This window comes from Tistrella arctica (genome assembly GCF_039630945.1).
Lineage (GTDB): Bacteria > Pseudomonadota > Alphaproteobacteria > Tistrellales > Tistrellaceae > Tistrella > Tistrella bauzanensis.
Map to the genome: position 1 here is coordinate 19,378 of NZ_JBBKTV010000010.1, position 21,595 is coordinate 40,972.

The 21,595-nt window shown below is 67.7% G+C and carries 22 protein-coding genes; 9 read left to right on the forward strand and 13 right to left on the reverse strand.

From position 1 onward, the window contains the following. Window positions 1-12: 12 nt before the first annotated feature. From WG924_RS21410 to WG924_RS21420, 3 genes are all read left to right on the forward strand, one after another. Window positions 13-447 (forward strand): PaaI family thioesterase, encoded by a 435-nt coding sequence (locus WG924_RS21410; protein WP_188577872.1) that lies wholly within the window; start codon window positions 13-15, stop codon window positions 445-447. Window positions 448-518: 71 nt separating this feature from the next. Then, window positions 519-773 carry an acyl carrier protein gene (locus tag WG924_RS21415; protein ID WP_188577871.1) on the forward strand — a complete coding sequence of 85 codons (255 nt, stop codon included), beginning with the start codon at window positions 519-521 and terminating at the stop codon, window positions 771-773. A gap of 16 nt (window positions 774-789) precedes the next feature. Further along, a complete protein-coding gene (locus tag WG924_RS21420) occupies window positions 790-2,052 on the forward strand; it encodes a beta-ketoacyl-[acyl-carrier-protein] synthase family protein (protein WP_345935096.1) in 1,263 nt (420 codons plus the stop codon). Between the two features lie 219 nt (window positions 2,053-2,271). Here WG924_RS21420 and WG924_RS21425 read toward each other — a convergent pair whose 3' ends face one another. The 12 genes from WG924_RS21425 to dctP form a co-directional block, all read right to left on the reverse strand. Beyond that, a complete protein-coding gene (locus WG924_RS21425; protein ID WP_345935097.1) occupies window positions 2,272-3,306 on the reverse strand; it encodes an SGNH/GDSL hydrolase family protein in 1,035 nt (344 codons plus the stop codon). A gap of 98 nt (window positions 3,307-3,404) precedes the next feature. Continuing rightward, the gene (locus WG924_RS21430) at window positions 3,405-4,571 is read right to left on the reverse strand and encodes an MFS transporter (RefSeq protein WP_345935239.1); all 1,167 of its coding nucleotides are present in this window, start codon (window positions 4,569-4,571) and stop codon (window positions 3,405-3,407) included. Between the two features lie 12 nt (window positions 4,572-4,583). After that, a complete protein-coding gene (locus WG924_RS21435) occupies window positions 4,584-5,336 on the reverse strand; it encodes an IclR family transcriptional regulator (RefSeq protein ID WP_345935099.1) in 753 nt (250 codons plus the stop codon). Between the two features lie 75 nt (window positions 5,337-5,411). Next, entirely contained in the window at window positions 5,412-6,335 is a 924-nt protein-coding gene (locus WG924_RS21440; RefSeq protein WP_345935100.1) for an HpcH/HpaI aldolase/citrate lyase family protein, read from the reverse strand. A 66-nt stretch (window positions 6,336-6,401) separates the two neighbouring features. Further along, entirely contained in the window at window positions 6,402-7,589 is a 1,188-nt protein-coding gene (locus tag WG924_RS21445) for a CaiB/BaiF CoA transferase family protein (RefSeq protein ID WP_345935101.1), read from the reverse strand. Further along, complete coding sequence (locus WG924_RS21450) at window positions 7,586-8,065, reverse strand: MaoC family dehydratase (protein WP_345935103.1); 480 nt, start codon at window positions 8,063-8,065, stop codon at window positions 7,586-7,588. Before WG924_RS21450 ends, WG924_RS21445 begins: the two co-directional genes overlap by 4 nt. Window positions 8,066-8,075: 10 nt before the next feature. Next, complete coding sequence (locus WG924_RS21455; protein WP_345935240.1) at window positions 8,076-9,221, reverse strand: acyl-CoA dehydrogenase family protein; 1,146 nt, start codon at window positions 9,219-9,221, stop codon at window positions 8,076-8,078. Between the two features lie 26 nt (window positions 9,222-9,247). Further along, window positions 9,248-9,730 (reverse strand): MaoC family dehydratase, encoded by a 483-nt coding sequence (locus WG924_RS21460; RefSeq protein WP_345935104.1) that lies wholly within the window; start codon window positions 9,728-9,730, stop codon window positions 9,248-9,250. Between the two features lie 25 nt (window positions 9,731-9,755). Then, the gene (locus WG924_RS21465) at window positions 9,756-11,141 is read right to left on the reverse strand and encodes an MmgE/PrpD family protein (RefSeq protein WP_345935105.1); all 1,386 of its coding nucleotides are present in this window, start codon (window positions 11,139-11,141) and stop codon (window positions 9,756-9,758) included. 26 nt (window positions 11,142-11,167) lie between these two features. After that, window positions 11,168-12,445: a TRAP transporter large permease gene (locus WG924_RS21470; protein ID WP_345935106.1), complete on the reverse strand. Its 1,278-nt coding sequence runs from the start codon at window positions 12,443-12,445 to the stop codon at window positions 11,168-11,170. Beyond that, window positions 12,442-12,948: a TRAP transporter small permease gene (locus WG924_RS21475; RefSeq protein ID WP_345935107.1), complete on the reverse strand. Its 507-nt coding sequence runs from the start codon at window positions 12,946-12,948 to the stop codon at window positions 12,442-12,444. The genes WG924_RS21470 and WG924_RS21475 overlap by 4 nt, the downstream gene beginning before the upstream one ends. Before the next feature lie 90 nt (window positions 12,949-13,038). Next, the gene (gene dctP / locus WG924_RS21480; protein WP_345935108.1) at window positions 13,039-14,061 is read right to left on the reverse strand and encodes a TRAP transporter substrate-binding protein DctP; all 1,023 of its coding nucleotides are present in this window, start codon (window positions 14,059-14,061) and stop codon (window positions 13,039-13,041) included. Window positions 14,062-14,486: 425 nt separating this feature from the next. Between dctP and WG924_RS21485 the strand changes: the two genes are divergently transcribed. Then, the gene (locus tag WG924_RS21485; RefSeq protein WP_345935109.1) at window positions 14,487-15,674 is read left to right on the forward strand and encodes a YbfB/YjiJ family MFS transporter; all 1,188 of its coding nucleotides are present in this window, start codon (window positions 14,487-14,489) and stop codon (window positions 15,672-15,674) included. Window positions 15,675-15,728: 54 nt separating this feature from the next. Here WG924_RS21485 and WG924_RS21490 read toward each other — a convergent pair whose 3' ends face one another. Next, window positions 15,729-16,382 carry an exopolysaccharide biosynthesis protein gene (locus WG924_RS21490; protein ID WP_345935110.1) on the reverse strand — a complete coding sequence of 218 codons (654 nt, stop codon included), beginning with the start codon at window positions 16,380-16,382 and terminating at the stop codon, window positions 15,729-15,731. A gap of 346 nt (window positions 16,383-16,728) precedes the next feature. Here WG924_RS21490 and WG924_RS21495 point away from each other — a divergent pair, with 346 nt between their 5' ends. The 5 genes from WG924_RS21495 (at window position 16,729) to WG924_RS21515 (ending at window position 21,470) form a co-directional block, all read left to right on the forward strand. Continuing rightward, a complete protein-coding gene (locus WG924_RS21495) occupies window positions 16,729-17,358 on the forward strand; it encodes a DUF1007 family protein (protein WP_345935111.1) in 630 nt (209 codons plus the stop codon). Window positions 17,359-17,440: 82 nt separating this feature from the next. After that, entirely contained in the window at window positions 17,441-18,460 is a 1,020-nt protein-coding gene (locus WG924_RS21500; protein ID WP_345935112.1) for a nickel/cobalt transporter, read from the forward strand. Window positions 18,461-18,567: 107 nt separating this feature from the next. Further along, window positions 18,568-19,215, forward strand: a complete 648-nt coding sequence (locus tag WG924_RS21505; protein WP_345935113.1) for a histidine phosphatase family protein — start codon at window positions 18,568-18,570, stop codon at window positions 19,213-19,215. A 56-nt stretch (window positions 19,216-19,271) separates the two neighbouring features. Next, the gene (locus WG924_RS21510) at window positions 19,272-19,793 is read left to right on the forward strand and encodes a TspO/MBR family protein (protein ID WP_345935114.1); all 522 of its coding nucleotides are present in this window, start codon (window positions 19,272-19,274) and stop codon (window positions 19,791-19,793) included. Between the two features lie 186 nt (window positions 19,794-19,979). Continuing rightward, the gene (locus WG924_RS21515; protein ID WP_345935115.1) at window positions 19,980-21,470 is read left to right on the forward strand and encodes a PAS domain S-box protein; all 1,491 of its coding nucleotides are present in this window, start codon (window positions 19,980-19,982) and stop codon (window positions 21,468-21,470) included. The last annotated feature ends 125 nt before the right edge of the window (window positions 21,471-21,595 follow it).

Below are 21,595 nucleotides of genomic sequence, written 5' to 3' on the forward strand. Positions count from 1 at the left end.
AGAGAGACACCCATGTTCGAGCCCCGCAATCCCGCCTATGCCGATGCCGCCCGCGCGATTTTCGGCAATGCCGGCTTCATCACCGATATCGGCATCGAGCCGCAGGCCGTGGAGCCGGGCCTGGTGCTGTCGCGGGTGCTGATCCAGCCCCGCCACATGCAGCATGACGGCGTGATCCATGCGGGGGTGCAGATGACCATGGCCGATCACACCGCGGGGGCGGCCGCCTTCACGGTGATCGGCGCCGATGAATTCGTGCTGACCACCAGCTTCACCACCAATCTGCTGAAGGCGGCGCTGGGCACGGAACTGCGCTGCCGATCGACCGTGCTTCAGGCCGGCCGCCGGCTGGTGGTGTGCGAGTCGGAAGTCTTCGCCGTCCGCGACGACGTGGAAACCCGCGTCTCGAAGGCGGTGGTATCGCTGGCGGTGCTGCAGAGGCGCTGAGCGTCGGTGCCGCCCTACACACAGGCAGCCGCGGGCCCCCCGGCCCGCGGCCAAGGGGAGAGACCACATCCATGACTGATACCGCATTGTTCAATGACGTGCTGGTCCGCATCGGCGAGTATCTGGAAACCGATGTCAGCGACCTGACCCCGGAGTCCAAGCTCTCGACCTCGATCGAGGGGCTGAACTCGCTGAAGATGTTCGAGATGATCCTGTATCTGGAGGATTGCTTCGGCGTCGAGTTCGACGAGGCGGTGATGGACAAGGTCGAGACCCTGGGCGGACTGGTCGACCATATCCAGGAGCGGCAGGCGGCCGCGGCCTGAGCGGAGGCCCGGGTCGATGACGCCCAACTCGGCCATCACCGATGCCGCGGCGATCGTCAGCGGCATCGGCATCGTCACCGGCCATGGCATCGGCAGCACGGCGCTTGATGACGCGCTTGCGGCCGGCCGGTCGGCCACGGGTCCGGTGACCCGGTTCGATGCCGGCCGCTTCGCCTGCCGGGTGGCGGTGGAGGTGCCGGAACCCGCGCTGCGCTTCGCCCGTGGCCCCCTGTCGCATGAACTGGCCCGGATGAGCCTGTTCGTGCGGCTGGCGGTCCACGCCGGATTGCAGGCGCTCGACCAGGATCCGGCGACCACGGTGGCGCCCCGCCTGCCGCCGGGGCGCGGCATGATCGTGGTCGGCGTGGCCATGGGCGGCCTGCCCCATATCGAGGCCGGCGTGATGCGCCAGGAACGCGCGGGGCCGCGCAAGACCACCCCCTTCCTGATCCCGTCGCTGATCCCCAACATGGCCGCCAGCATGCTGGCGCTGCGGCTGGGCTTCGAAGGCCCGCAGGCAACCCTGGCCGGTGCCTGTGCCAGCGGCACCCAGGCCATCGGGTATGCGCTGTCGGAACTGCGCGCCGGCCGCATCGACTGGGCGCTGGCCGGCGGCAGCGAGGCCGTGACCACGCCGATCACCTGGTCGGGGTTCGAGGCCATGCATGCCCTGGCACGCGGCGACGGCGACGCGGCACCGCCCACCGCCCGGCCCTTCGACGCCCGCCGCGACGGCATGATCTGTGGCGAGGGGGCGGCGATGCTGCTGCTGGAACGTCCCGCCGCCGCCGCCCGCCGCGACGCGCCGGTTCTGGGCCGGATCATAGGCTATGCCACCAATTCCGGCGCCCCCGACCTGACCGCGATCCCCGACCGCCAGGGTCTGGCCTGCATGCGGGCGGCACTCGACGATGCCGGCATTCGGCCGGATGCGGTCGGGGCCGTCATCGCCCAGGCATCGGGCATGATCACCGGCGATGCGATCGAGGCCGGGGCGATCGCCCGGCTCTGCGGCAGGCGCAACCCGCCGGTGACCTCGATCAAGGGTTCCACCGGCTATCTGTTCGCGGCCAACGGCCCGGTCAGCACGGTGGCGGCACTGGGCGCCCTGGCCCGGGGGCAGTTGCCGCCGGTCACCGGGCTGGATCAGCCATCCGACGACACCGCGATGATCGACGCCGTGCGCCACCAGCCGCGCGCGATCGACCGTGACGCACCGATCCTGGTCAACAGCTTCGGTTTTGGCGGCATCAATGCGTCGCTGGTGGTGGCGGGGTGACGCGTGCGGCCAGGGCGACCGGCATAACCCGCCGAACGACGATATTGTCGGCCAACCCTTGCTTATTCAGCGTCTATGTGCGGTCATGAGCACGGGTTCCGGAAGTATGGGCCCCACGACCATCGCCATGACAAGAAGATGAGGTCATGGGCGGGTTCGAGGACGGTTACGGCCAGTCCTGATCGGCGGCATGACACATGCCGGCCGGCTGCCTTTCGTTTATTCAGGCGCCTGATCCACCATCCCACGGGCGCGGAGCACCTCGGCGATCAGCGGCGCCAGCGCCTCGTTGCCGGCATCGGTGTAATGGCCATAGAGGTCGCCGAACAGGCCATGCTGGCGTGTGCCGTCGAAGCTTTGTGACAGGTCGATCACCCTATCGGAGCCGCTGGCGTCCAGACGCTCGCGCAACGCGGCCATGAGCGGGTCCATGATCGCCTGATAGCGCTGAAACTGCGCGAGCCGCGCGAAGGTGCCGTCGCCGGCGCCCGCGACATAGGGCAGGGGCGTGAGAACCAGCGTCACCTGCAGGTCGTGGCGGTGGGCGACATCCAGCAGGCCCCGGATGTCCTCTTCCAGTCGATCCAGAACGATGGCCCGTTCATCCGGGGTCTGACAGACATCGCTCCGTCCCGACGTCGCCGGTGCAGGACCGGTCACCCATTTGATCATGTCGCCCAGAACCGGTCGCGCCACGGGCGGCGGCAGCGTCGGCGGCAGGCAATACGCGATCAGATCCATCAGGCCGTTCACGACCAGGACGTCATCGATACGGTCGCCCGCGGCCACGCGCTGCTTCAGGATCATCATGTTGCCGGGCAGCGATTGGCCGGGCATCGCGAAATTGCGCACCACCGCCCCCGGCATGTGCCGTTCGAGTGCCGCGGCAAGGGTCTCGTCGTCGTCGTTGAACAACCCGAAGGCCTGAGAGGCGCCGAGCAGCAGGATATGCCGCGTCGCCTCGTCAGGTGCGACCGCATGCGTGTGCAGCCGCTCGCCGCCGGCGCCGATGGTGAAGCCGGGCACCGAGACCGGCTGAAGCACATCGCCGATCCCCGCCACATGGCGTTTGGGCAGGTCCATCATCACGGCGAGTTTCCGCGCCCGCATATCGGCATAAGGGTCATCGTTCCGCGCCGCATCCGCGATCCGGTCGCGGATGCGGCTGGCGACACCGATGCCGATATCGAGAACGCCGTCGACCAGACAGACGATCAGGAACAGGCCCAGCAGAATGGAGACGGGATTCTTCATGGGCACGGGCTCTGGTCATTGGACGGGCGGGGCAGTCTGCCGCGTATGGCGCCACCGATCCAGTCCAGAATCCTGCGTCTCGTTGTTGGGGATGGCGATCAGTGCCGCGCCCGGCGCAGAATGACCATCGCGGTGATCGCGGCGATGGCGGCCACCACGCCGAAGGCGGTGGCGAAGCCCGCCACCTCCAGCACCACGGCGAACAACGCCGGCCCCGCCACCGCGCCGCTATAGGCGACGGCGGTGGAGGCGCCGGCGATGTCCGATGCCCGTTCGCGCGGCGCCGCCTGGGCCAATGCCGCCAGCACCACGCCGTTCCAGCCGAGCGACGCGGCACCATAGAGGACGACCGCCGCGGTGACGGCCGGCATCGGCCACCCGGGTTCCATCAGCGCCATCGACGCCGCGGCGATCGCGATGACCAGCCCGATCACCCCCACCATCATCAGCCGCGATGGTGCGAGGTCGGAGGCGGTGCCAAGCACCAGACGCGCGCCGATGCCGACGGTCTGGGCCAGGGCGAGCAGCCCGCCGGCCTCGATCGCCCCCATCCCCATATGGCCGATCAGGAAAACCACCAGAAAGGCCGCGAGACAGTTCTGCGCGCCAAGAAACACGATCGAGGCCAGGGATAGCGGCCCGATCGTGCGGTCGGTGAGGACATGAGCCAGATTGGCGACAAGCGACCGCCCCAGCCGCCGACCCGAGGGGGGCGGGCGGCGGATGGGACGGTCGAGGTACCGCCCCGCCTGAAGGGCGAGGGCGGCGGCCAGGGCGACGGCGGCGATACCGGCCAGCGATGGATGCCAGCCATAGGCCTGACTGGTCCGGGGGAGGATGAGACCGGCCAGTGCGATGCCGCCCGGGACTCCGGTACGGTTGATCGAGAAGGCGAGCCCGAAGCGGCGGGCGGGAATGGTGAAGGTCAGCAGCAGCGAGCCCGCCGGCGTCACCGGCCCATAGGCCAGCCCGACCAGAACCGCGCCGCCGATCAGTGCCGGCGCCGTTCCGATCTGGCAGACCAGCATGCCGGCGGTGCAGGCAAGCAAGGCCAGTTGCAGGGTGCGCACCGGCCCCAGCCGGGGGATCAGATGCGACAGGCACAGCGACGTCGCCGCCGCCGTGGCATAGACCACGGCGGTGAAGATGCCGATCAGCACCGCGGCATCGGCACCGGCGATGGTCGGCATCAGCACCGGAACGGATGCCGCCGACAGCGACAGCACGGTATGCGCGATCAGGGTCACCAGCAGCGGCGGCAGCATCGCGCCCACGTTTCAACTCCCCAGATATTGAGCGATCAGCCGGCGCATCTCGGCCAGGATGACATCATGGCCGCGCACCAGCCGGTCGGTCGGGCCGCCGACGCCGATCGCCATCGGCTTATAGCCGGCCGGGGTCGGCATCGGCAGGGCGATGACGCTGGCGCCGCTGGATATCAGGTTGTGCGAGAAGGAATGCCCCTCGCGACGGATGGCGCGGATCGCCCGCATCGTCTCGGCCACGTCGAAGCGATGGTCGGTCTCGGCCGCCTCGGCATTGATCCGGCGCACGATCCGCTCGATCTCGTCATCAGGCTTCAGCGACAGCAGCACCCGGCCGATATTGGTGGCCGGCAGCGGCCGCCGGGTGCCTGGCCGCAAGGCATAGCGCAGAGCCTGTTCCGATTGCACGACATGAATGTATTCGGAATACACGCCGCTCTCGACCCCCAGGATGATCGCGTCCTGCGTCGCCCGCGCCATCGCGACCATCATCTCGTCGACGCTGCCCTCGCGGGAGAATTCGTCGTTGAGCCAGGCTCCCAGCAGGGCGACGCGCAGGGTGGGCCTGAACGCCTTGGCTTCGGCATCGAAGCTGACATAGCCCATCGCGGTCAGGGTTTTCAGCAGCATCGAGGTGCTGGATTGCGGGATGCCCAGCGCCTGGGCGATTTCGGACACCCGCATCGCCCGACGATGCTCGGCGAAGATCTGCAGCAGGCCCAGAACCCGCCCCGCCGATTTGACCACCCCCTCGCCCTCGGCCATGGATGGATGCCCCCTTCTGTTTCACCCGGCGTGATCAGGGCGGGATGGCGATCACCGCCCCCCGCCACGCCGCCATCACATCCCGATCAGCGCCGCCTTATCGACGACGTTCTGAAGGATGCGGATCGAGGCGACATCGACCATGACCCCGTCGACCTGCACGGCACCCTCGCCGCGCGCCTGGGCCTCGGCATAGGCGGCGGCGAGCTTGCGGGCACGGGCCACCTGCTCGGCCGAGGGCGAGAAGACCTCAAGCGCCGGCTCGATCTGGGCCGGATGGATCGCCCATTTGCCCACACAACCCAAGGTCATCGCCCGGCGGCATTCCTCGCGATAGGCATCGGGGTCGCGGAAATCGGCGAAGGGGCCATCAACCGCGTCCAGGCCATTGGCGCGCGCGGCGATCGCCAGCCGATAGCGCGGATAATGCCAGATATCACCCGGATAGCCGGCCGGTCCGAAGCCCCCGCCGATATCAATACCCTGAGAGGCGGAATAGTCTCCCATGCCGAAGATCAGACATTCCAGCCGCGGCGAGGCGGCGGCGATGGCATCGATGTTCATCATGCCCTCGACCTCCTCGATCAGCACTTCCACGCCGATCCGGCGGTCGAGGCCCAGCTTGCGCTCGATCTGGCCGAGCAGGATGTCGATCCACATCACGTCATGGGCGGTCTTCACCTTCGGCACCATGATGGTATCGAGATGCGCGCCGGCACCCTCGACCACCGTGATCACGTCCTCATAGGCATATTGGGTGCCGAGATCGTTGATCCGCACGCAGCGCGTCTTGCGGCCCCAGTCATGATCGCGCAGCGCCGCGACGATTTTGGATCGCGCCGCCACCTTGGCATTCGGTGCGACCGCGTCTTCAAGGTCGAGGAAGACATGATCAGCGGCCGAGGCCGCGGCCTTGGCCATCATCTTCTCGCTGCTGCCGGGCACGCTCAACTGGCTGCGGCGCAGGCGGCGCGGGCGGGAGATCGGGGTATTGGTCATGATGTCTGGTCCTGGTTCGATGGCCCGGCCGAATGGCCCGGCCCGATGATCCGGTTCACGAGATCGTCAGTCCGCGACGCCGATGCCGAATTCGGCGCGGATCGCGTCGGCATGCTCGTCGAGCAGCGGCGCGCGGCTGCGGACCCGGCCCTGGGTCCGGGTCATGCGCAGCGGCACGCCGGCGATGATGGCGGTGTGTGTCGAGCCCGGATGCTCGACCGGCTGCAGCATCTCGCGCGCCGCCACATGGGGATCGGCGAAGATGTCGGCGGCGTCGTTCACCGGCCCGAAGGGCACCTCGCCGCCCAGCGCGGCGCTGACCTGGGCCTTGGTCAGGGTTTCGGTCCAGGCGGTGACCGCGGCGATCACATCCGCCTTATGCGCGACCCGGTCGTTGTTCAGGGCGTAACGCGGATCCTGGCCCAGTTCCGGCCGGCCCATCGCGGCGCAGAGGTCGCGCCAGAACCTGTCCTGCGGGCAGGCGATCGCCACCCAGCCATCGGCGGCCCGGAACAGCCCGAAGGGGCAGAGCAGCGGATGGCCATTGCCTTCCGGATGCGGCACCACGCCGGTATAGGAATGCTGAAAGGCGATCCGCTCGCACAGCGCCAGGATGCTGTCATACATGGCGATGTCGACGAACTGGCCCTCGCCGGTGCGGTCGGCATGGCGGGCGGCGGCCAGGATGCCGAAGGCCAGCATGGTGGCCGGCACGGTGTCGCCGATGCCGGGCCCCACCTTCAGCGGCTGGTCGGGGGTGGGGCCGGTGATGCCCATCACGCCGCCCATCGCCTGGGCGACCACGTCATAGGCCGGCCAGTCGACATAGGGGCTGGCACCGGTGCGCGGGTCGCCGAAGCCGCGCAGGCAGGCATAGACCAGCCGCGGGTTGATGGCGCGCAGATGCTCGTAGCTGAGCCCCAGCCGGTCCATCACCCCGGCGCGGAAATTCTCGACCACCACATCGGCGCCGGCCACCAGGCGTTCGAAGGTCGCGCGGCCGCCGGCGCTCTTCAGGTCGAGCGCGATGCTGCGCTTGTTGCGGTTGACGCTCTGGAAATAGCCGCCGAAGATGCGCTGCTCATCATCCGCCATGTACGGGCCGAACCGCCGGGTGTTGTCGCCCTCGGGCGGCTCGACCTTGATCACGTCGGCGCCCTGATCGGCGAGCAGCATGGTGCAGAACGGGCCCGCCAGCATCACGGTCAGGTCGATCACCTTCAGCCCGGCGAGCGCGCCCGGCAGCGGGCTCATTTCGCCCCCCAATGGCTGCGCCGCTTGACCAGCACCCGCCGCTCGCCCTGAAACACGATGCGGTCGTCCTGGTTGACCCCCCAATGCCGGAAGGTCACCACACCCGCATCCTCGCGCTCGGCATCCACCGCCGACAGCACCTCGCTATAGGCATAGAGCGTGTCGCCATGGACAACCGGGTGGCGCAGACGGATGCGGTCCATGCCAAGCTCGGCCAGGGCATTGGCTGCCGTGTCCTGAGCCGCGAGGCCAACGACCATCGAGATGTTGATGCCGCCGAAGACGACACGCTGGCCGAAGATCTCGTTGCCCTTCATCAGATGCTCGTTGAAATGCCCCTCGGCCGTGTTCATCACCATGTTGGTGATCATCACGTTGTCCATTTCGGTGACGGTCTTGCCGCGGGCATGGCGGTAGACGTCGCCGGGGGTGAAGTCCTCGAAATATTTCGACGATGCGGTGAGCGTGCTCAACATGTCCGCCTCCTCAGCGTCCGAGCAGATGGTCGGAAATGATGCGCTGCTGGATCTCGGAGGTGCCCTCGAAGATCTTGGTCAGGCGCGCGTCGCGCCAGTGGCGCTCCATGGCATGCAGCTTGGTATAGCCGGCGCCCCCCAGGATCTGCAGGCCCTGACTGGTCACCCGCTCGGCCATTTCCGAGGCGAAATACTTGACCATCGCCGCCTCCTTGTCGCAGCGCCGGCCGCTGTCGATCTCGGTGCAGACGAAATACATCAACTGCCGGGCAGCCTCGATCTCGGTCGCCATGGTGGCGAGCTTGAAGCGGATCGACTGGAAGTCGGCGATCGGCCGGCCGAACTGGACGCGCTCCTGCGCATAGGCGGTCGCATCCTCCAGCGCCGCGCGGGCAAGGCCGATGGCGCGGGCGGCGGTATGGGCGCGGGCCTTCTCCAGCCCGTGGGTGACGGCATAGAAGGCGCGGCCTTCCTCACCCACCATGGCCGAGGCCGGCACCCGGCAGTCGTCGAAGGCCAGTTCCCAGGTCTTCCAGCCGAAATAGCCGATCTTGGGGATCGGGCTGCCCTGGCAGCCGGGCGGCAGCTCGCCGCGCGGCTTGTCGACGATGAAGATCGACAGGCCCTTGTGGCGCGCCTTGGGGTCGGTCGTGGCGCCGGTGCGGGCGATGACGATGATGTAATCGGCGCCATCGGCGAAGGTGCACCAGTATTTATTGCCGGTGATCAGCCAGTCATCGCCATCCCGCCGCGCCCGGCAGGTGATGTTGGCGACATCCGATCCTGCATTCGGCTCCGACATCGAGAATGCGCCAAGATACTGCCCCGAGGCGACGCGCGGCATGATCTCCGCCCGCTGCGCCTCGCTCATCGCATCGAAGCCGATCATGCCGTTGCCACGGGCGATGATGCTGGCGACGCTCATCCAGGCGCGCGCCAGTTCCTCGGCGACCAGACAATATTCGAAGCAGCCGAGGCCCAGCCCGCCATAGGTCTCGTCGATGGTGATGCCGAAATAGCCCATCTCGGCCATCTTGTCGCGCAGCGCCATCGGGATGTCGCCCTGTTCGGGATCGAGCCGGTTGGCCACCGGCAGCACCTCGCGCATCGCGAAGTCGCGGGCCGATTGCTGGATCATCCGGCGGTCCTCGGTCATGTAGCCCGAGCTTTCAGGATGCGTGGTCACTGCCGGTACCTCACGAGATTGGACCGCTGGAAGGTGACGACCGTCTCGCCCTCGGGCGTGAAGCCCTCGGTCGCCCAGGTCACGATGCCGTAATCCTTGAATTTGTCGGATGTCCGCCGGTCGAGCACCCGGCTGCGGGCAAGCAGGGTTTCCCCCACCTGGACGGGCCGCAGATAGTTGAGCTGGTCGACGCCCAGGAACGGCCCGCCGCCCTCGCTCAGATCCTCGACCGACAGGCCGAAGACGATGTTGAACACCAGCAACGGGTTGGCGACCAATCCGCCATGGCCATGGCCACGGGCATGGGCGGCGTTGAAGTAGAGCGGGTTGTAGTGCAGGGTCAGCGTGGTGAAGGCGATGTTGTCGCCCTCGGTCAGCGTGCGGCCCAGATGATGCTCGAAGACCCGGCCGGGCTCGAAATCCTCATAGCGGTTGCCACGGGCGAGCAGTTGCGCCCGGGCCCGGAAATCATCGGTCATGTCCGGTGAACCTCCTTGGGGTGGATCAGTTGGCCGCACGGGGCGGTGCGGCGGCGCACAGCCGGGCGAGGTCGGCAAGATCCGAGCCCGCATCCAGCACGCGCACCCGCTCCAGCACCGCCCGGGCGCCGACGGCGCCAAGCACCGGCTCGGCGAGGCCCAGGAATTTCGTGGCAAGCCGCTGCCATTGGCGGTCGAGGTCCGGGGCCGGCACGCCGACATCACATGCGGTCCGCCGGACAGCGCCGTCGGCCAGAGTGATCTCGACCTCGGACAACGTGGCGCTGGAGGCTTCCCGCGGCTCGACCACGACCATGTCGCGCAGGGCGATGAGGTCGGGCCGCGCGGCCGTCGCATCCGAATAGAGCGCCTCACGCGACGTATCCTCGCCGGCCAGCGCCAGCGCCGTGGTCATGCGCAGCGAGAACTTGATCTCAAGACCGGTGCGGGGTTCGGGAATGTTGCAGACCCTGAGATGCCCTGGGTCGACCCGCACCACCACCCGCCGCACCGATTGCGGGTCCAGCGGTGCCGCATCGGCCAGCGACCGCACCGCCTCGATCGAGGAATGGGTGAGATAGCAGGCGGCGTGATACTTGAAGAGCGTCGAACGGATATGGAACCCGCCCAGCGGCGCCGGCGCGAAGGCCGCCTCAGGATCGGCGCCATCCGACTGCGTGTCGGTGAAGCCCTGCGCCACGCCCAGGATATCGGGATGGGCGGTGAAGCCCCGCGCCGCCAGCCGGGCGGCGAGCAACCCGTTCATGGCGGCGCGTCCGGCATGCAGCGGCTTGCTCATGGTGCCGAACACCGCCTTCAGCCCGGCGGCCTGGGTGCCGGCGATGCCGAGGCCCTGGGCGATGCGCGCCTCGTTAAGCTTGAGCAGCACGGCAGATGCCGCCATCGCCCCGAAGGTGCCGACGGTGCCGGTGGCATGCCAGCCGCGCCGGTAATGCGACGGCCCGACATAACGCCCCACACGGCAGGCGATGTCATAGCCGGCGATCACCGCCCGCAGAAATGCCGCGCCGTCATGCCCGCCGGCAATGGCGAGCCCCCAGGCGGCGGGGATCACCGCCACCCCCGGATGGCCCAGCATGGCCAGATGCACATCGTCGTAATCCAGCGCATGCGACATGGCGCCGGTGATCAGAACCGCCTGTGACAAAGGCAGCCGTTCCGGCCGGCCGATCAGCGGCAGCGCGCCGCCGGCGCCGTCGTCCAACGCCTCGTCGACCAGAATGTCGACCAGCGGTTCATGGCGCCCGGCAAGGGACACGCCGATCCAGTCGAGCAGGCAGTGACGGGCGGCGACCAGCGCCTCCTCCGGCAGCGGCTCGCGCCCGAGCCGGGCCAGCGCCGCTGCGAAACCGCCCGTGGCGCCCACGGATGTCGCGTCGATATCAGTCATGATGCAGATGTCTCCTCCGGGACGGGTCAGTTGCCGTAGACGAGGTTCGGCAGCCAGAGCGAGAGTTCGGGGATATAGGTGATCAGCGCCAGATAGACCGCGAACAGGCCGATGAATGGCCAGACCCCGCGGATCACCTCGCTGACCGGCACCTTCGAGATGCTGGACAGCACATAGAGGTTGAGCCCGACCGGCGGGGTCAGCAGCGCGATCTCCATGTTGACCACGATCACGATCGCGAAATGGATCGGATCGATGCCGAGCGCCGTCACCACCGGCAGCAGGATCGGCACCGCGATCAGGATGATCGAGGCGACTTCCAGAAACATGCCGAGGATCAGCAGCAGCAGGTTGATCGCCAGCAGGAACTGCCAGGGTTCAAGCTCGTTGGCGGTCACGAAATCGACCACCGCCGCAGGCACGCCGCTTTCCGTGACCCAGTGGCCGAAGGCGAGCGCCATGGCGATGATCACCATGATGCTGGCCGCCGAGCGCACCGCCTGGCCCATCACCCCAGGCGCCTGGCGCAACGTGAAACCGCGATAGACCAGCATGCCGACCAGCATCGCCACCAGTGCCGCCAGCACCGCCGCCTCGGTGACGGTGACGAAGCCGCCATAGATGCCGACCGCGACGATCGCCGGCACCGAGAACGCCGGCAGGGCGCGCAGATTGACCCGGATGAACCCGGCCCGGCTCATCGGCGGCTCAGGCGGATAGCCCTTGCGGCGCGCGGTCCAGATCACGAAGGCGATCAGCAGCAGCGCCTGAAGCACCCCCGGCACCACACCGGCCAGAAACAGACGCGGCACAGATTGTTCGGCGATGATCGCGAACAGGATCAGCGGCAGGCTGGGCGGAATGAGAATGCCGAGCGTGCCACCGGTGCCGATGAGGGCGGTGGAGAACGAGGCCGGATAGCCGCGCGCCACCATCGCCGGCACCAGGATGGTGCCCATGGCCAGCGCGGTCGCGACGCTGGACCCGGCGATGGCGGCGAAGATCGTGCAGCCGGCCACCGCGACCACCCCCAGCCCGCCGGGCAGGCGCCCCATCCACGCCGCCGAGACGTCGATCAGCGCCCCGGCAATGCCGCCGCGCTGCATGAACACCGCCGCCATGCCGAAGAACGGAAGCGCCATCAACAGCTCGGAATTCAGCTCGTCCAGCACCTTCTGTGCCAGCAGCAGCAATGAACTGCCATCGGCGGCCAGCAGGACGGCGGCGGTGAGGCCCAGCACCACGAAGATCGGCATGCCGGCGGCCAGGAAGACGAAGAAGAGACCGAAAAGCGCCTGGCTCACAGGTGACCTCCGCCATCGAGCACGTCCTGCCCGCCGATGCGGCCCGAGGCGAGGCCGGCCAGCCGGGCCAGATAGCGCAGCGCCATCAGCCCGCCCGCCACCGGCAGGGCCAGGTAATAGACCCACATCGGGAACTGAAGCTCGCTGAGGCTGGTCTCACCGATATCCCAGGCGTCGAACACGATCCGGCCACCGAACCAGACCAGCAGACCGCACAGGGCGAGCGCGGCCAGGGTGTTGACCATTTCCACCCGCCGCTGCAATCGCTGCGGCAGCATGCGCAACACCAGGTCGGCGCGGACATGGGCATTGCCCGCCACCAGACCGCTGAAGCTGAGGCACGACGCCCAGATGATCAGGTAGATCACCACCTCGTCGATCCAGTGGGTCGAGGCCGGCGGATAGAGGTAACGACTGAGCAGCTGATAGGTCGCAAGCAGCATCGCGACGGTCGCGACGACACCCACAAGCTCGTGTTCAACGAGCGTCAGGACGCGGTTCAACGGCGTCTCCACCTGTGACGGGAGCCTGTCTTCTGCGGGCCTAGCTGTCTTCTGCGGACCCAGGCGGGCATGCGCTTGTGGGGACCGGCATCAATCGGGCGGAAGCGCCGCCTTCACGGTCTCGACGAAATCGGCCGGAATACCGATGGCCTTGGCGGTCTCGTCCTGGCGCTCCATCATCCGCTGGCGCATGGCCGTGCGCTGCTCCGGCGTCGGCGTCACGAACACGACGCCCTGGCGCTTTGCCTCCTCGCCCGCATCCTGCTGGGCTGCCAGGGCCGCCACGCGCTCTTCGGTCGCGACCTCGTCCCACAGATCGGTCATCAACTGCTGCTGATCGGGTGTGAGCTTTTTCCAGAAATCGCCCGCGACCATCGGGATGTACTGACCGAAGATCTGATAGTCCTCGAACACGTATTTGAGGCCGCTTTCCCAAAGCTTCGCGCTTTTTACGCTTTCATTGGTGGTGATCAGCCCGTCGAAATTGCCCCGCGACATCGCCAGCGGCACGTCGGGCCAAGGCACCAGAACCGGCGTCGCCCCCAGATATTCAAGACGCGCCGAAAGGCCGGCGCCACCGGGGAAGCGCACCTTGGCGCCCTTCATGTCGTCATAGGTCTCGACCTTGCGGCTGGCGAAATAGGTGTGGCTGGCGCCCAGGTCGAACCACTTGCCGAGTACCTTGACGTCGAGCTTCTCTTCAAGCGCCGCGCCGATGATCCGGCCGGGCTCGCCATCAGACACGGCATGATACTCGTCCGGACCATGGCCATAGAGCATCGGCAGGTTCCATGCATCCAGCCGGCGTTCGAAGCCGCCCAGAACCCAGCTACCGGGCACGGCCATCTCGACGCTGCCCTGACGCAGCGCCTTGGCGACGTTCACGTCCTTGAACAACTGGCCGCTGTGATAGACGGTGGCATCGAGCGCGCCATCGGACCGGGCCTTCAGCCGTTCGGCAAATTCTTCAACCCAGACCGTCCGGACATGGGTGGGTGAGGTGTCGACCGAAATCCGGAAGGTGACGGTCTCGGCCGCTCCAGCGATCCCGATCGACAACGTCAGAGCCAGCACGGTCCCGAGACCGGCCCTCCCCCAGCGTAAGATACTCATTGTTTCCTCCTGGCAAGATCGCGCCGTGAACCGGCGTCTGCATCGATCAGATGAACCGCACGCCAAGGCATGACTTCCCCCTGCCCGGCCGTTGGCGCGACCGGAGATATCCGTCAGAATTGTCAAGGGCATGCGTGGTGGCGCCAACCGGTGTCGGCACCTCTGTCGTCGCGATCAACTGTAGGAGACACCGCATGCGGTCGTCCAGGCCATCAACGCATATGTGAATGCAGTATCAGATATGTGATGTGATCGCGGATGACCGTCGCGCCCCCGCATGGCAGCCATGCGGCCGGGCCGCAATCTCCGGCTCGACAGAACGCACCGCATCATGACGATGATCACCGCGTCGCCGAGTACCCGCGGCGGACGCTGCAAGGTCCGCGGCAGACCGGACCGTTCACGGCAGGGGAACCGAGACGGCCATGGCGATATCCACGCAGACCGCAGGCGATGACGACCGTATTCCGTGGCGCACCGCCGCCGCCGCATTCGCCGCCGTGCTGATCGGGCTGGGGCTCGCCCGCTTCGCCTATACGCCGATGATCCCGGCTCTGGTCGAGGGCGGCTGGTACCCGGCCGCCGATGCGGCCACGCTTGGGGCGATCAATCTGGCGGGCTATCTGCTGGGTGCGCTGGCCGCGGCACCATTGGCACGGGCGGTGCCGGGTGTGCTGCTGATCCGTCTGGCGGTGGCGCTGACCGTCATCTCGTTCGCCGCCTCGATCCTCAATCTGGGCTTTGGCTGGCTGGCGCTCTGGCGGGCCACCGGCGGCATCACCGGTGCCATCCTGATGATCGTGGCCGTGCCGATGGCACTGACCGCCACCCCGCCCCGCCGCCGCGGCCGGGTGGCGGGCATGGTGTTCACCGGGGTGGGGCTCGGCGTGGTGATTTCGGGCCAGCTCGTGCCGGTCGCCGCCGGTTACGGCGTCGTCGAAGCCTGGGTGATGCTGACAGTCTTTGCCTTCGTCCTGGGCATCGTCGCCTGGAATGGCTGGCCGCGCGGCACGCCCATGGCATCCGCCAATGCCGGTCATCTGGGCGTGCCGCCGGCGGCAACCGGCATCGCGCTGGCGCTGGTCGGCCTCGCCTATGCGCTCGACGCCTTCGGCTTCGTGCCCCACACCCTGTTCTGGGCCGATTATGTCGCCCGCACCCTGGGCCTGGGCCTTGCCGCCGCCGGCACCTCGTGGAGCCTGTTCGGCGCAGGCGCCGCGCTGGGGCCGATCACCGTGGGCCTGATCGCCGAACGGATCGGCTTCGGCCCGACCCTGGTGGCGGGGCTGGTGCTGAAGGGGCTGGCGATCGGGCTTGCCGCCTTCACCGCCACACCCTGGGCGCTGGCGGCATCGGCAATGGTGGTGGGGTTGCTGACGCCGGGCATGGGCACGATGATCGCCGGCCGGATCACCGAAATCGCCAGCCCGCACCGCCAGCGCCAGGCCTGGGCGGCGATGACCGTCAGCTTCGCGGTGGCACAGAGCATCGCCGGTTTCGCGATGACCCGCTGGTATGCGGTGATGGGGGAACATCGCCCGCTGTTCATCGCCGGCGCCCTGGCGTTGATGGCCGGCGCCGTGGCCGCCGCCTGCACGCTGCGGCGGCGCTGACCCGTATCCGCCGGCCAGTACCCGTGGAGGGCCTGCCGACGTGGAGAGCCTGCCTCAGCTGAACATATGCAGCAGGAAGAAGACCACCGCCTTGAACAGCGCCAGCACCACCGCCGATGCCACGATGACGCTGAGCAGCCCCAGAAGATAACCGATGATCACGGTGAGGCCGTCACGCTCGATCAGGCCCAGGGCGATCACGGCGATGGCGATGGCCGGCGGATTGTTGCCGAACGGGATCGGCAGCACCAGCACGACCGACAGGATCAGGATCAGAAAGCCCATCACCCGCTCCGCCCGGCCATCGACCAGAAAGGTCATGCGCGGGCGCAACAGCCGTTCGGCGCGCTCAAGCCAGGGCAGGGCCCGGTCGAATACCCGCATGAAGTCCGTCTTGCGGAACGATCGCCGGCCCAGAAAGGCCGGCAGCCACGGACTGCGCTGTCCCAGCATCAGCCCGATGGCAAAGGGCACGATCGGCGCGCCCAGCACCGCCGACAGGCCGGGAATGCCCAGAGGCAGGCAGTTGGGCAGCGCGAACAGCAGGATCAGCGCGCCGAAGGCACGCTCCCCCATCACGGCGGTCAGATCCTGAAGGCTGATCCGCTCGCCCGGCCAGTCGCGGATCAGACGTCGCAAAATATCAGAAGTACGCTCAGGACCGGGCTTACGCCCACCGCCGGCCGCGGTGTCCTTGGCTATCGTCATTGCCCCGTCCGTCACCGGCTGGTCCCGTCACGTCGCTGGTCGGCGCCGCATGTTCGACTGCGGTCGCATCGGTTGCCGTCAGGGGCGTCATGCTCCGGTGACGGGCCGCCGGCATCTTACCCAAATGACAGGCCACCCGGCAGCATCAGAATTTAAGAAAATTGCGCCGACAGCCACTCGTCATCGACGCCGGCCGTGTCCATGTTCTGAAATCACGATCCATGAAACGACGGAGACCGTTGCGACAGCCCGCCCGCCGCTGCTACCGTCGGTCGCCGGATGATCCCCGTCTGCGCCACCAGAGTCATCCGTTCCCGATCGTCGTCGCCCGAGGACAGCCCCGCCGATGCCCTCACCCTTTCCGGCCATCCGCCGCGCCATGCTGTTTGGCGGTATTGCCGGCCTGATGGCGACCTCCGTCTTGACGCGCCCCGCCCAGGCCCACCCGCATGTCTGGATCACCGCCGCGGCGACGCCGGTCATGGCTGCCGACGGCCGCATGGTGCAGGGCTTCAAGATGCGCTGGACCTTCGACGCCATGCTGTCATCGGTGCTGGTCGAGGATTTCGACACCGACAAGAACAGCGCCTTCGATGCGGCCGAACAGGCGGCCCTGACCGCCGAGCTGCTGAAGAACATGCAGGATTACGGCTATTTCACCCATGTTCAGGCGGATGCATCCTTCGTTGACCTGGCGGGTGTGGCCGATCCGGGCGCCGGACTGGGCGATGGTGTGGTCACCATGCATTTCACGGTCAACCTGGCCCGGCCGGTGGATGCCCTGCGCCAGCGCCTGACCGTGGGGGTGTATGACCCCGAATTCTTCATCGCCTTCACCATGCCCGCCGATGCGCTGGTGCTGACCGGCACACCGCTGGATGCCTGCCGCACCGCCACCCGCGAAGACACGCTGAACCCGATCTATTTCGGCTATGTGAACCCCGAGGTCGTTGATGTCGTCTGCCCCAGCTCCTGACCACCGGGCTAACCGCCGCATCCGCCGCCGGCCGGGGCCTGCGCTCGCGCTGATCTGGCCCGCCCTGCTGATCGGGCCCGTCATGATGATCTGGTCGGCCGCGGCCATGGCCTCGGCCTATCTGGGGCGCGGCGGCGCTGCCGAAGCGCCACCCGCCATCGAGACCGCGGCGATCGGCGCCGGCTTTCTGGGGCCGGTGCTGGCACAGATCATCCGCTGGCAGGGCGAGCTGAACGCCATGATTTCAGGCGCGCTGGGCGAGGCCGTGCGCGCCGGCACCATCGGTCCGGCGCTGACCGTGATCGGCCTGGCCTTCGCCTATGGCGTGCTGCACGCCGCCGGCCCCGGCCATGGCAAGGTGGCGGTGGCCGGCTATCTGGCCGGGCGGCCGGCACAGGCCCGTACCAGCCTGGTGATGGGCGTGGCCATCAGCCTGATGCAGGGGCTGGTGGCGATCGTGGCGATCGGCGGGCTGGCCCTGGTGCTGGGGCGCCAGGGGCTGGGGCGGATGACCGACCCGCTGGCCCTGGAACTGGCCAGCTATGCGCTGATCGCTGCGATGGGCGGCTGGATGATCGCCAATCTGCTGCGCGGCCGCGCCGCCTGCGGCCATGACCACGAGCATGATCAGGGCCATGACCACGGTCATCACGATCACGCGCATCATGGCCATGGGCATCATGAACATCATGAACATCATGAACATCATCACCATGAGGGCCATGAGGGCCATGATCATGCCGCCGCAGCCCCCCGGCGCCGCCATCCCGATGCCTTCTGGGGCATGATCGCCGCCGCCGGTATCCGGCCCTGTTCCGGCGCGATCCTGCTGTTGCTGTTCTCGATGAGCCAGGGCGCGTTTCTGCTGGGCATGGCCGGGGTGCTGGCGATGAGCCTGGGGTCGGCGATCACCGTGGTGCTGATCGGCCTGGGGGTGATCGGCGTGCGCCGGTCGCTGGTGGCATTGGCGGCAGGGGGTGCCGGGGCACGCGGCGGCTGGCTGATCGATCGCGGCCTCGCCTTCGCGGCGCCGGCGCTGATCCTGATCTTCGGCACGCTGATGGCCTGGGCGACCTGGATCCGGATGTCGGCCGGTCTCTGATCCACTGTCATCGCACAACGCCCCCTCGTCACGGCCGCAACCACCGCTATATCCCCTGACGGCGGGCGCCGATATGCCTGCGCGCGATCGAAGCGGAGGCGGATCGGTTGGCACGGACACAGGATGGCGCGCCGGCGGCGCTGATGATGCACGGGTTTCTGGTCGCGTTGGGGCTTCTGGTTGCCTTCGGGCAGGCCGAGGCCCGCGCACAAGACCGCGCGCAGATGCCAGTCACCACCGATATGGTCACCACCGATATGGCTGCCATGGCGGCGCTGCTGGCCCGCCCGGCGCATGCGGCGCTGATGCGCCACGCGACAGCCCCCGGCACCGGCGACCCCGATCATTTCCGGCTGGATGACTGTGCCACCCAACGCAACCTGTCGGATCAGGGCCGAACCGAAGCGACGGCCACCGGCCGGCGGCTGGCCGCGGCCGGCATCACCACCGCAACCGTGCTGACCAGCCGCTGGTGCCGGGCCACCGAGACCGCGCGGCTGCTTGATCTGGGGCCGGCACTGCCGTTTCCGCCGCTGGACAGTTTCTTCGGCGATCGTGGCCGCGCCGATGCGGCGGCAACCGCGATCCGCGACCGCATCGCCGGCCGGCAGGCGGATGATCCGCCGCTGATCATGGTCAGCCATCAGGTCAACATCACCGCCGTCACCGGCATCTTTCCCGCCTCGGGCGAAATCGTGGTGGTGGAGGTGACGCCCGATGGCGGCGCCATCCCACTTGCCCGCATCCGGCCCTGACGTATCCGGCCCTGGGCCGGCACCGCACCGCATGTTCGTTTCAAGGAGCCGTCATCATGGCCGGATCTGCCGTCCCCGCCCGCCGCCAGCCGCCATCCCTGTTGTCACGGCAGGGGCTGGGCATGCTGATCGGCTTCATTCTTCTGTCGGCGGTGGTGTCGGGCATCGGCGGCGCCGTCACCACGCCCGAGATCGACGGCTGGTACCGCCTGCTGCCCAAGCCCGGCTTCACGCCACCCGACTGGCTGTTCGCCCCTGTATGGTCGGCGCTTTATCTGATGATGGCGGTTGCCGCCTGGCGGGTGTGGCGGGCATCGGGGCTTGGCCATGCGCGCGGGGCGCTCCGCCTGCATCTGGCGCAACTGGCGCTGAACCTCGCCTGGTCGGTGCTGTTCTTCGGCCTGCATCTGACCGGCGCGGCGCTGATCGATATCCTGCTGCTGCTGATCGCGATCGTCCTGACCACCCGGGCATTCATGGCGCACGACCGGATCGCCGGCCTGCTGATGCTGCCATATATCGCCTGGGTGGGTTACGCCACCGCCCTGAATACCGGCATATGGTTGTCCATGCCGTGACGAAAATCCGATGGGCGAGTAATGTTTCACAATTTGAACTTTGTAATATTCGTTGATACGTCATCGCCATACATTCGATATCGACATCACCATCACAGGACCCTAGATTGTCTATGTGGCAACAATAATTAATGGCGGCATGCCCCCAACATGGCGATGGACCCAAGCGTTTCATCCGACAAAGCCTTGTTCGCGGAGATTATCGATGCGACCCACGACGCGATCGTGGTCATCGATGCGCAGGGAATTGTGCAGTTCGCCAACCGCGCCACCGAGCTGATGTTCGGCTACAGCCCCGCGGAACTGATCGGCAGCAACATCAGTCGCCTGATGCGCGACGAGGAGGCCGCGTCCCATGACCGCTATCTCGAGGATGCCGACCCCAATCTTCAACGCCGGATCATCGGCCGCGGCCGCCAACTGACCGCCCGGCGCCGGGACGGCAGCATCATTCCGATCGACCTGGTGGTCAGCCCGCTGCCACGCACCACCATCCGGATGTATATCGGCACGATCCGCGATCTGTCGGACCGCAAGCTGGCCGAGGAAAGCCTTCGGCTGTCGTTCGAGAGCGCCGGGGTGGGGCAGGCGATCGTGGGCATGGACGGCCGCTTCCTGAAGGTCAATGCCGCGCTGGCGCGCAGCCTGGGCCGCGAGGCCGGATCGATGACCGGAACCCATTTCCGCGAGGTGATTCATCCGGCCGACGTGACCGCGCCGGAAAACTGGCTGGCCGCCGGCGGCCGGATCAGTGAGACAATGGAGGCGACCCGCCGCTATATCCATGCCGACGGCCATACCGTGTGGTTCCGGGTGGCCAGCGTGATCATCCGCAACCGCGATGGCGATCCCGCCCATTGCATCGCCCAGTTCGCCGACGTGACCGCACTGATGAAGACGGAGCAACGACTGACCGGCGCGCTTGCCGCGGCCGAGTCGGCAAGCGCCGCCAAGACCGCCTTCCTCGCCCATATGAACCACGAGCTGCGCACGCCGCTGAACGCGGTGATCGGTTTCGCCGAACTGCTGCTGTCGGGCCTGCACGGGCCGCTGGATCCGCGCCACTGCGACCATGTCAGCGCCATCCTTCAGGCCGGGCGCCGACTGCTGACCATTGTCGACGATATCCTGGACCTGACCCGGCTGGACGATCCGTCACTGCTGGACAGCCAGGAGGTGGATATCGACCAGATCGTCGCCGAGGGGCTGCAACGCGCCGCCGAGGCCGAGGGGCGCGGCGATGTGAAGATCACGGTGACGATCGCGCCTGAGACCACGCTTGCCGGCGACCCGGCGGCAACCGCCCGGATCATCGCCAACCTGGCCTCCAATGCGATCAAGTTCTCAAGGCCGGGCGGGCAGGTTCAGATCATCGCCGAAAGCCATGACGACAACGGCCGCACCGGCGTGCTGATCCGCGTCATCGATGATGGCATCGGCATGCCGGAAACCCTGGCCCGCCAGTTGGGCCAACCCTTCGCGGTCGGCGGCGGCGTGCTGTCGCGCAGCTATGGCGGCGCCGGGCTGGGGCTCGCCATCGTCCGACGGCTGGTGACCCTGATCGGCGGCCGGATCAACTTCTCCACAGCTCCCGGCCAGGGCACCGAGGTGACCGTGGACCTGCCCGACACGCCGCTGCAATCGGACACGCCGATGCGACCCGCCGTCGCCGACTGACCGTTGCGCCCGCCGTATATGCTGCATCGCAACTCTTGCAATGCCCGCCCGCATATCGGACCGTCAATGCCGACCCGCGCATGGAAGTGATGGCCTGGGAAAACGACGGCATTGGAGACGACGGC

Bases quoted from the DNA above. Each gene is read 5' to 3' on its own strand.
- WG924_RS21410 (WP_188577872.1), top strand. From the start codon at position 13: ATGTTCGAGCCCCGCAATCCCGCCTATGCCGATGCCGCCCGCGCGATT.
- WG924_RS21415 (WP_188577871.1), top strand. From the start codon at position 519: ATGACTGATACCGCATTGTTCAATGACGTGCTGGTCCGCATCGGCGAG.
- WG924_RS21420 (WP_345935096.1), top strand. From the start codon at position 790: ATGACGCCCAACTCGGCCATCACCGATGCCGCGGCGATCGTCAGCGGC.
- WG924_RS21425 (WP_345935097.1), bottom strand. From the start codon at position 3,306: ATGAAGAATCCCGTCTCCATTCTGCTGGGCCTGTTCCTGATCGTCTGT.
- WG924_RS21430 (WP_345935239.1), bottom strand. From the start codon at position 4,571: ATGCTGCCGCCGCTGCTGGTGACCCTGATCGCGCATACCGTGCTGTCG.
- WG924_RS21435 (WP_345935099.1), bottom strand. From the start codon at position 5,336: ATGGCCGAGGGCGAGGGGGTGGTCAAATCGGCGGGGCGGGTTCTGGGC.
- WG924_RS21440 (WP_345935100.1), bottom strand. From the start codon at position 6,335: ATGACCAATACCCCGATCTCCCGCCCGCGCCGCCTGCGCCGCAGCCAG.
- WG924_RS21445 (WP_345935101.1), bottom strand. From the start codon at position 7,589: ATGAGCCCGCTGCCGGGCGCGCTCGCCGGGCTGAAGGTGATCGACCTG.
- WG924_RS21450 (WP_345935103.1), bottom strand. From the start codon at position 8,065: ATGTTGAGCACGCTCACCGCATCGTCGAAATATTTCGAGGACTTCACC.
- WG924_RS21455 (WP_345935240.1), bottom strand. From the start codon at position 9,221: ATGACCGAGGACCGCCGGATGATCCAGCAATCGGCCCGCGACTTCGCG.
- WG924_RS21460 (WP_345935104.1), bottom strand. From the start codon at position 9,730: ATGACCGATGATTTCCGGGCCCGGGCGCAACTGCTCGCCCGTGGCAAC.
- WG924_RS21465 (WP_345935105.1), bottom strand. From the start codon at position 11,141: ATGACTGATATCGACGCGACATCCGTGGGCGCCACGGGCGGTTTCGCA.
- dctP (WP_345935108.1), bottom strand. From the start codon at position 14,061: ATGAGTATCTTACGCTGGGGGAGGGCCGGTCTCGGGACCGTGCTGGCT.
- WG924_RS21485 (WP_345935109.1), top strand. From the start codon at position 14,487: ATGGCGATATCCACGCAGACCGCAGGCGATGACGACCGTATTCCGTGG.
- WG924_RS21490 (WP_345935110.1), bottom strand. From the start codon at position 16,382: ATGACGATAGCCAAGGACACCGCGGCCGGCGGTGGGCGTAAGCCCGGT.
- WG924_RS21495 (WP_345935111.1), top strand. From the start codon at position 16,729: ATGCCCTCACCCTTTCCGGCCATCCGCCGCGCCATGCTGTTTGGCGGT.
- WG924_RS21500 (WP_345935112.1), top strand. From the start codon at position 17,441: ATGATGATCTGGTCGGCCGCGGCCATGGCCTCGGCCTATCTGGGGCGC.
- WG924_RS21510 (WP_345935114.1), top strand. From the start codon at position 19,272: ATGGCCGGATCTGCCGTCCCCGCCCGCCGCCAGCCGCCATCCCTGTTG.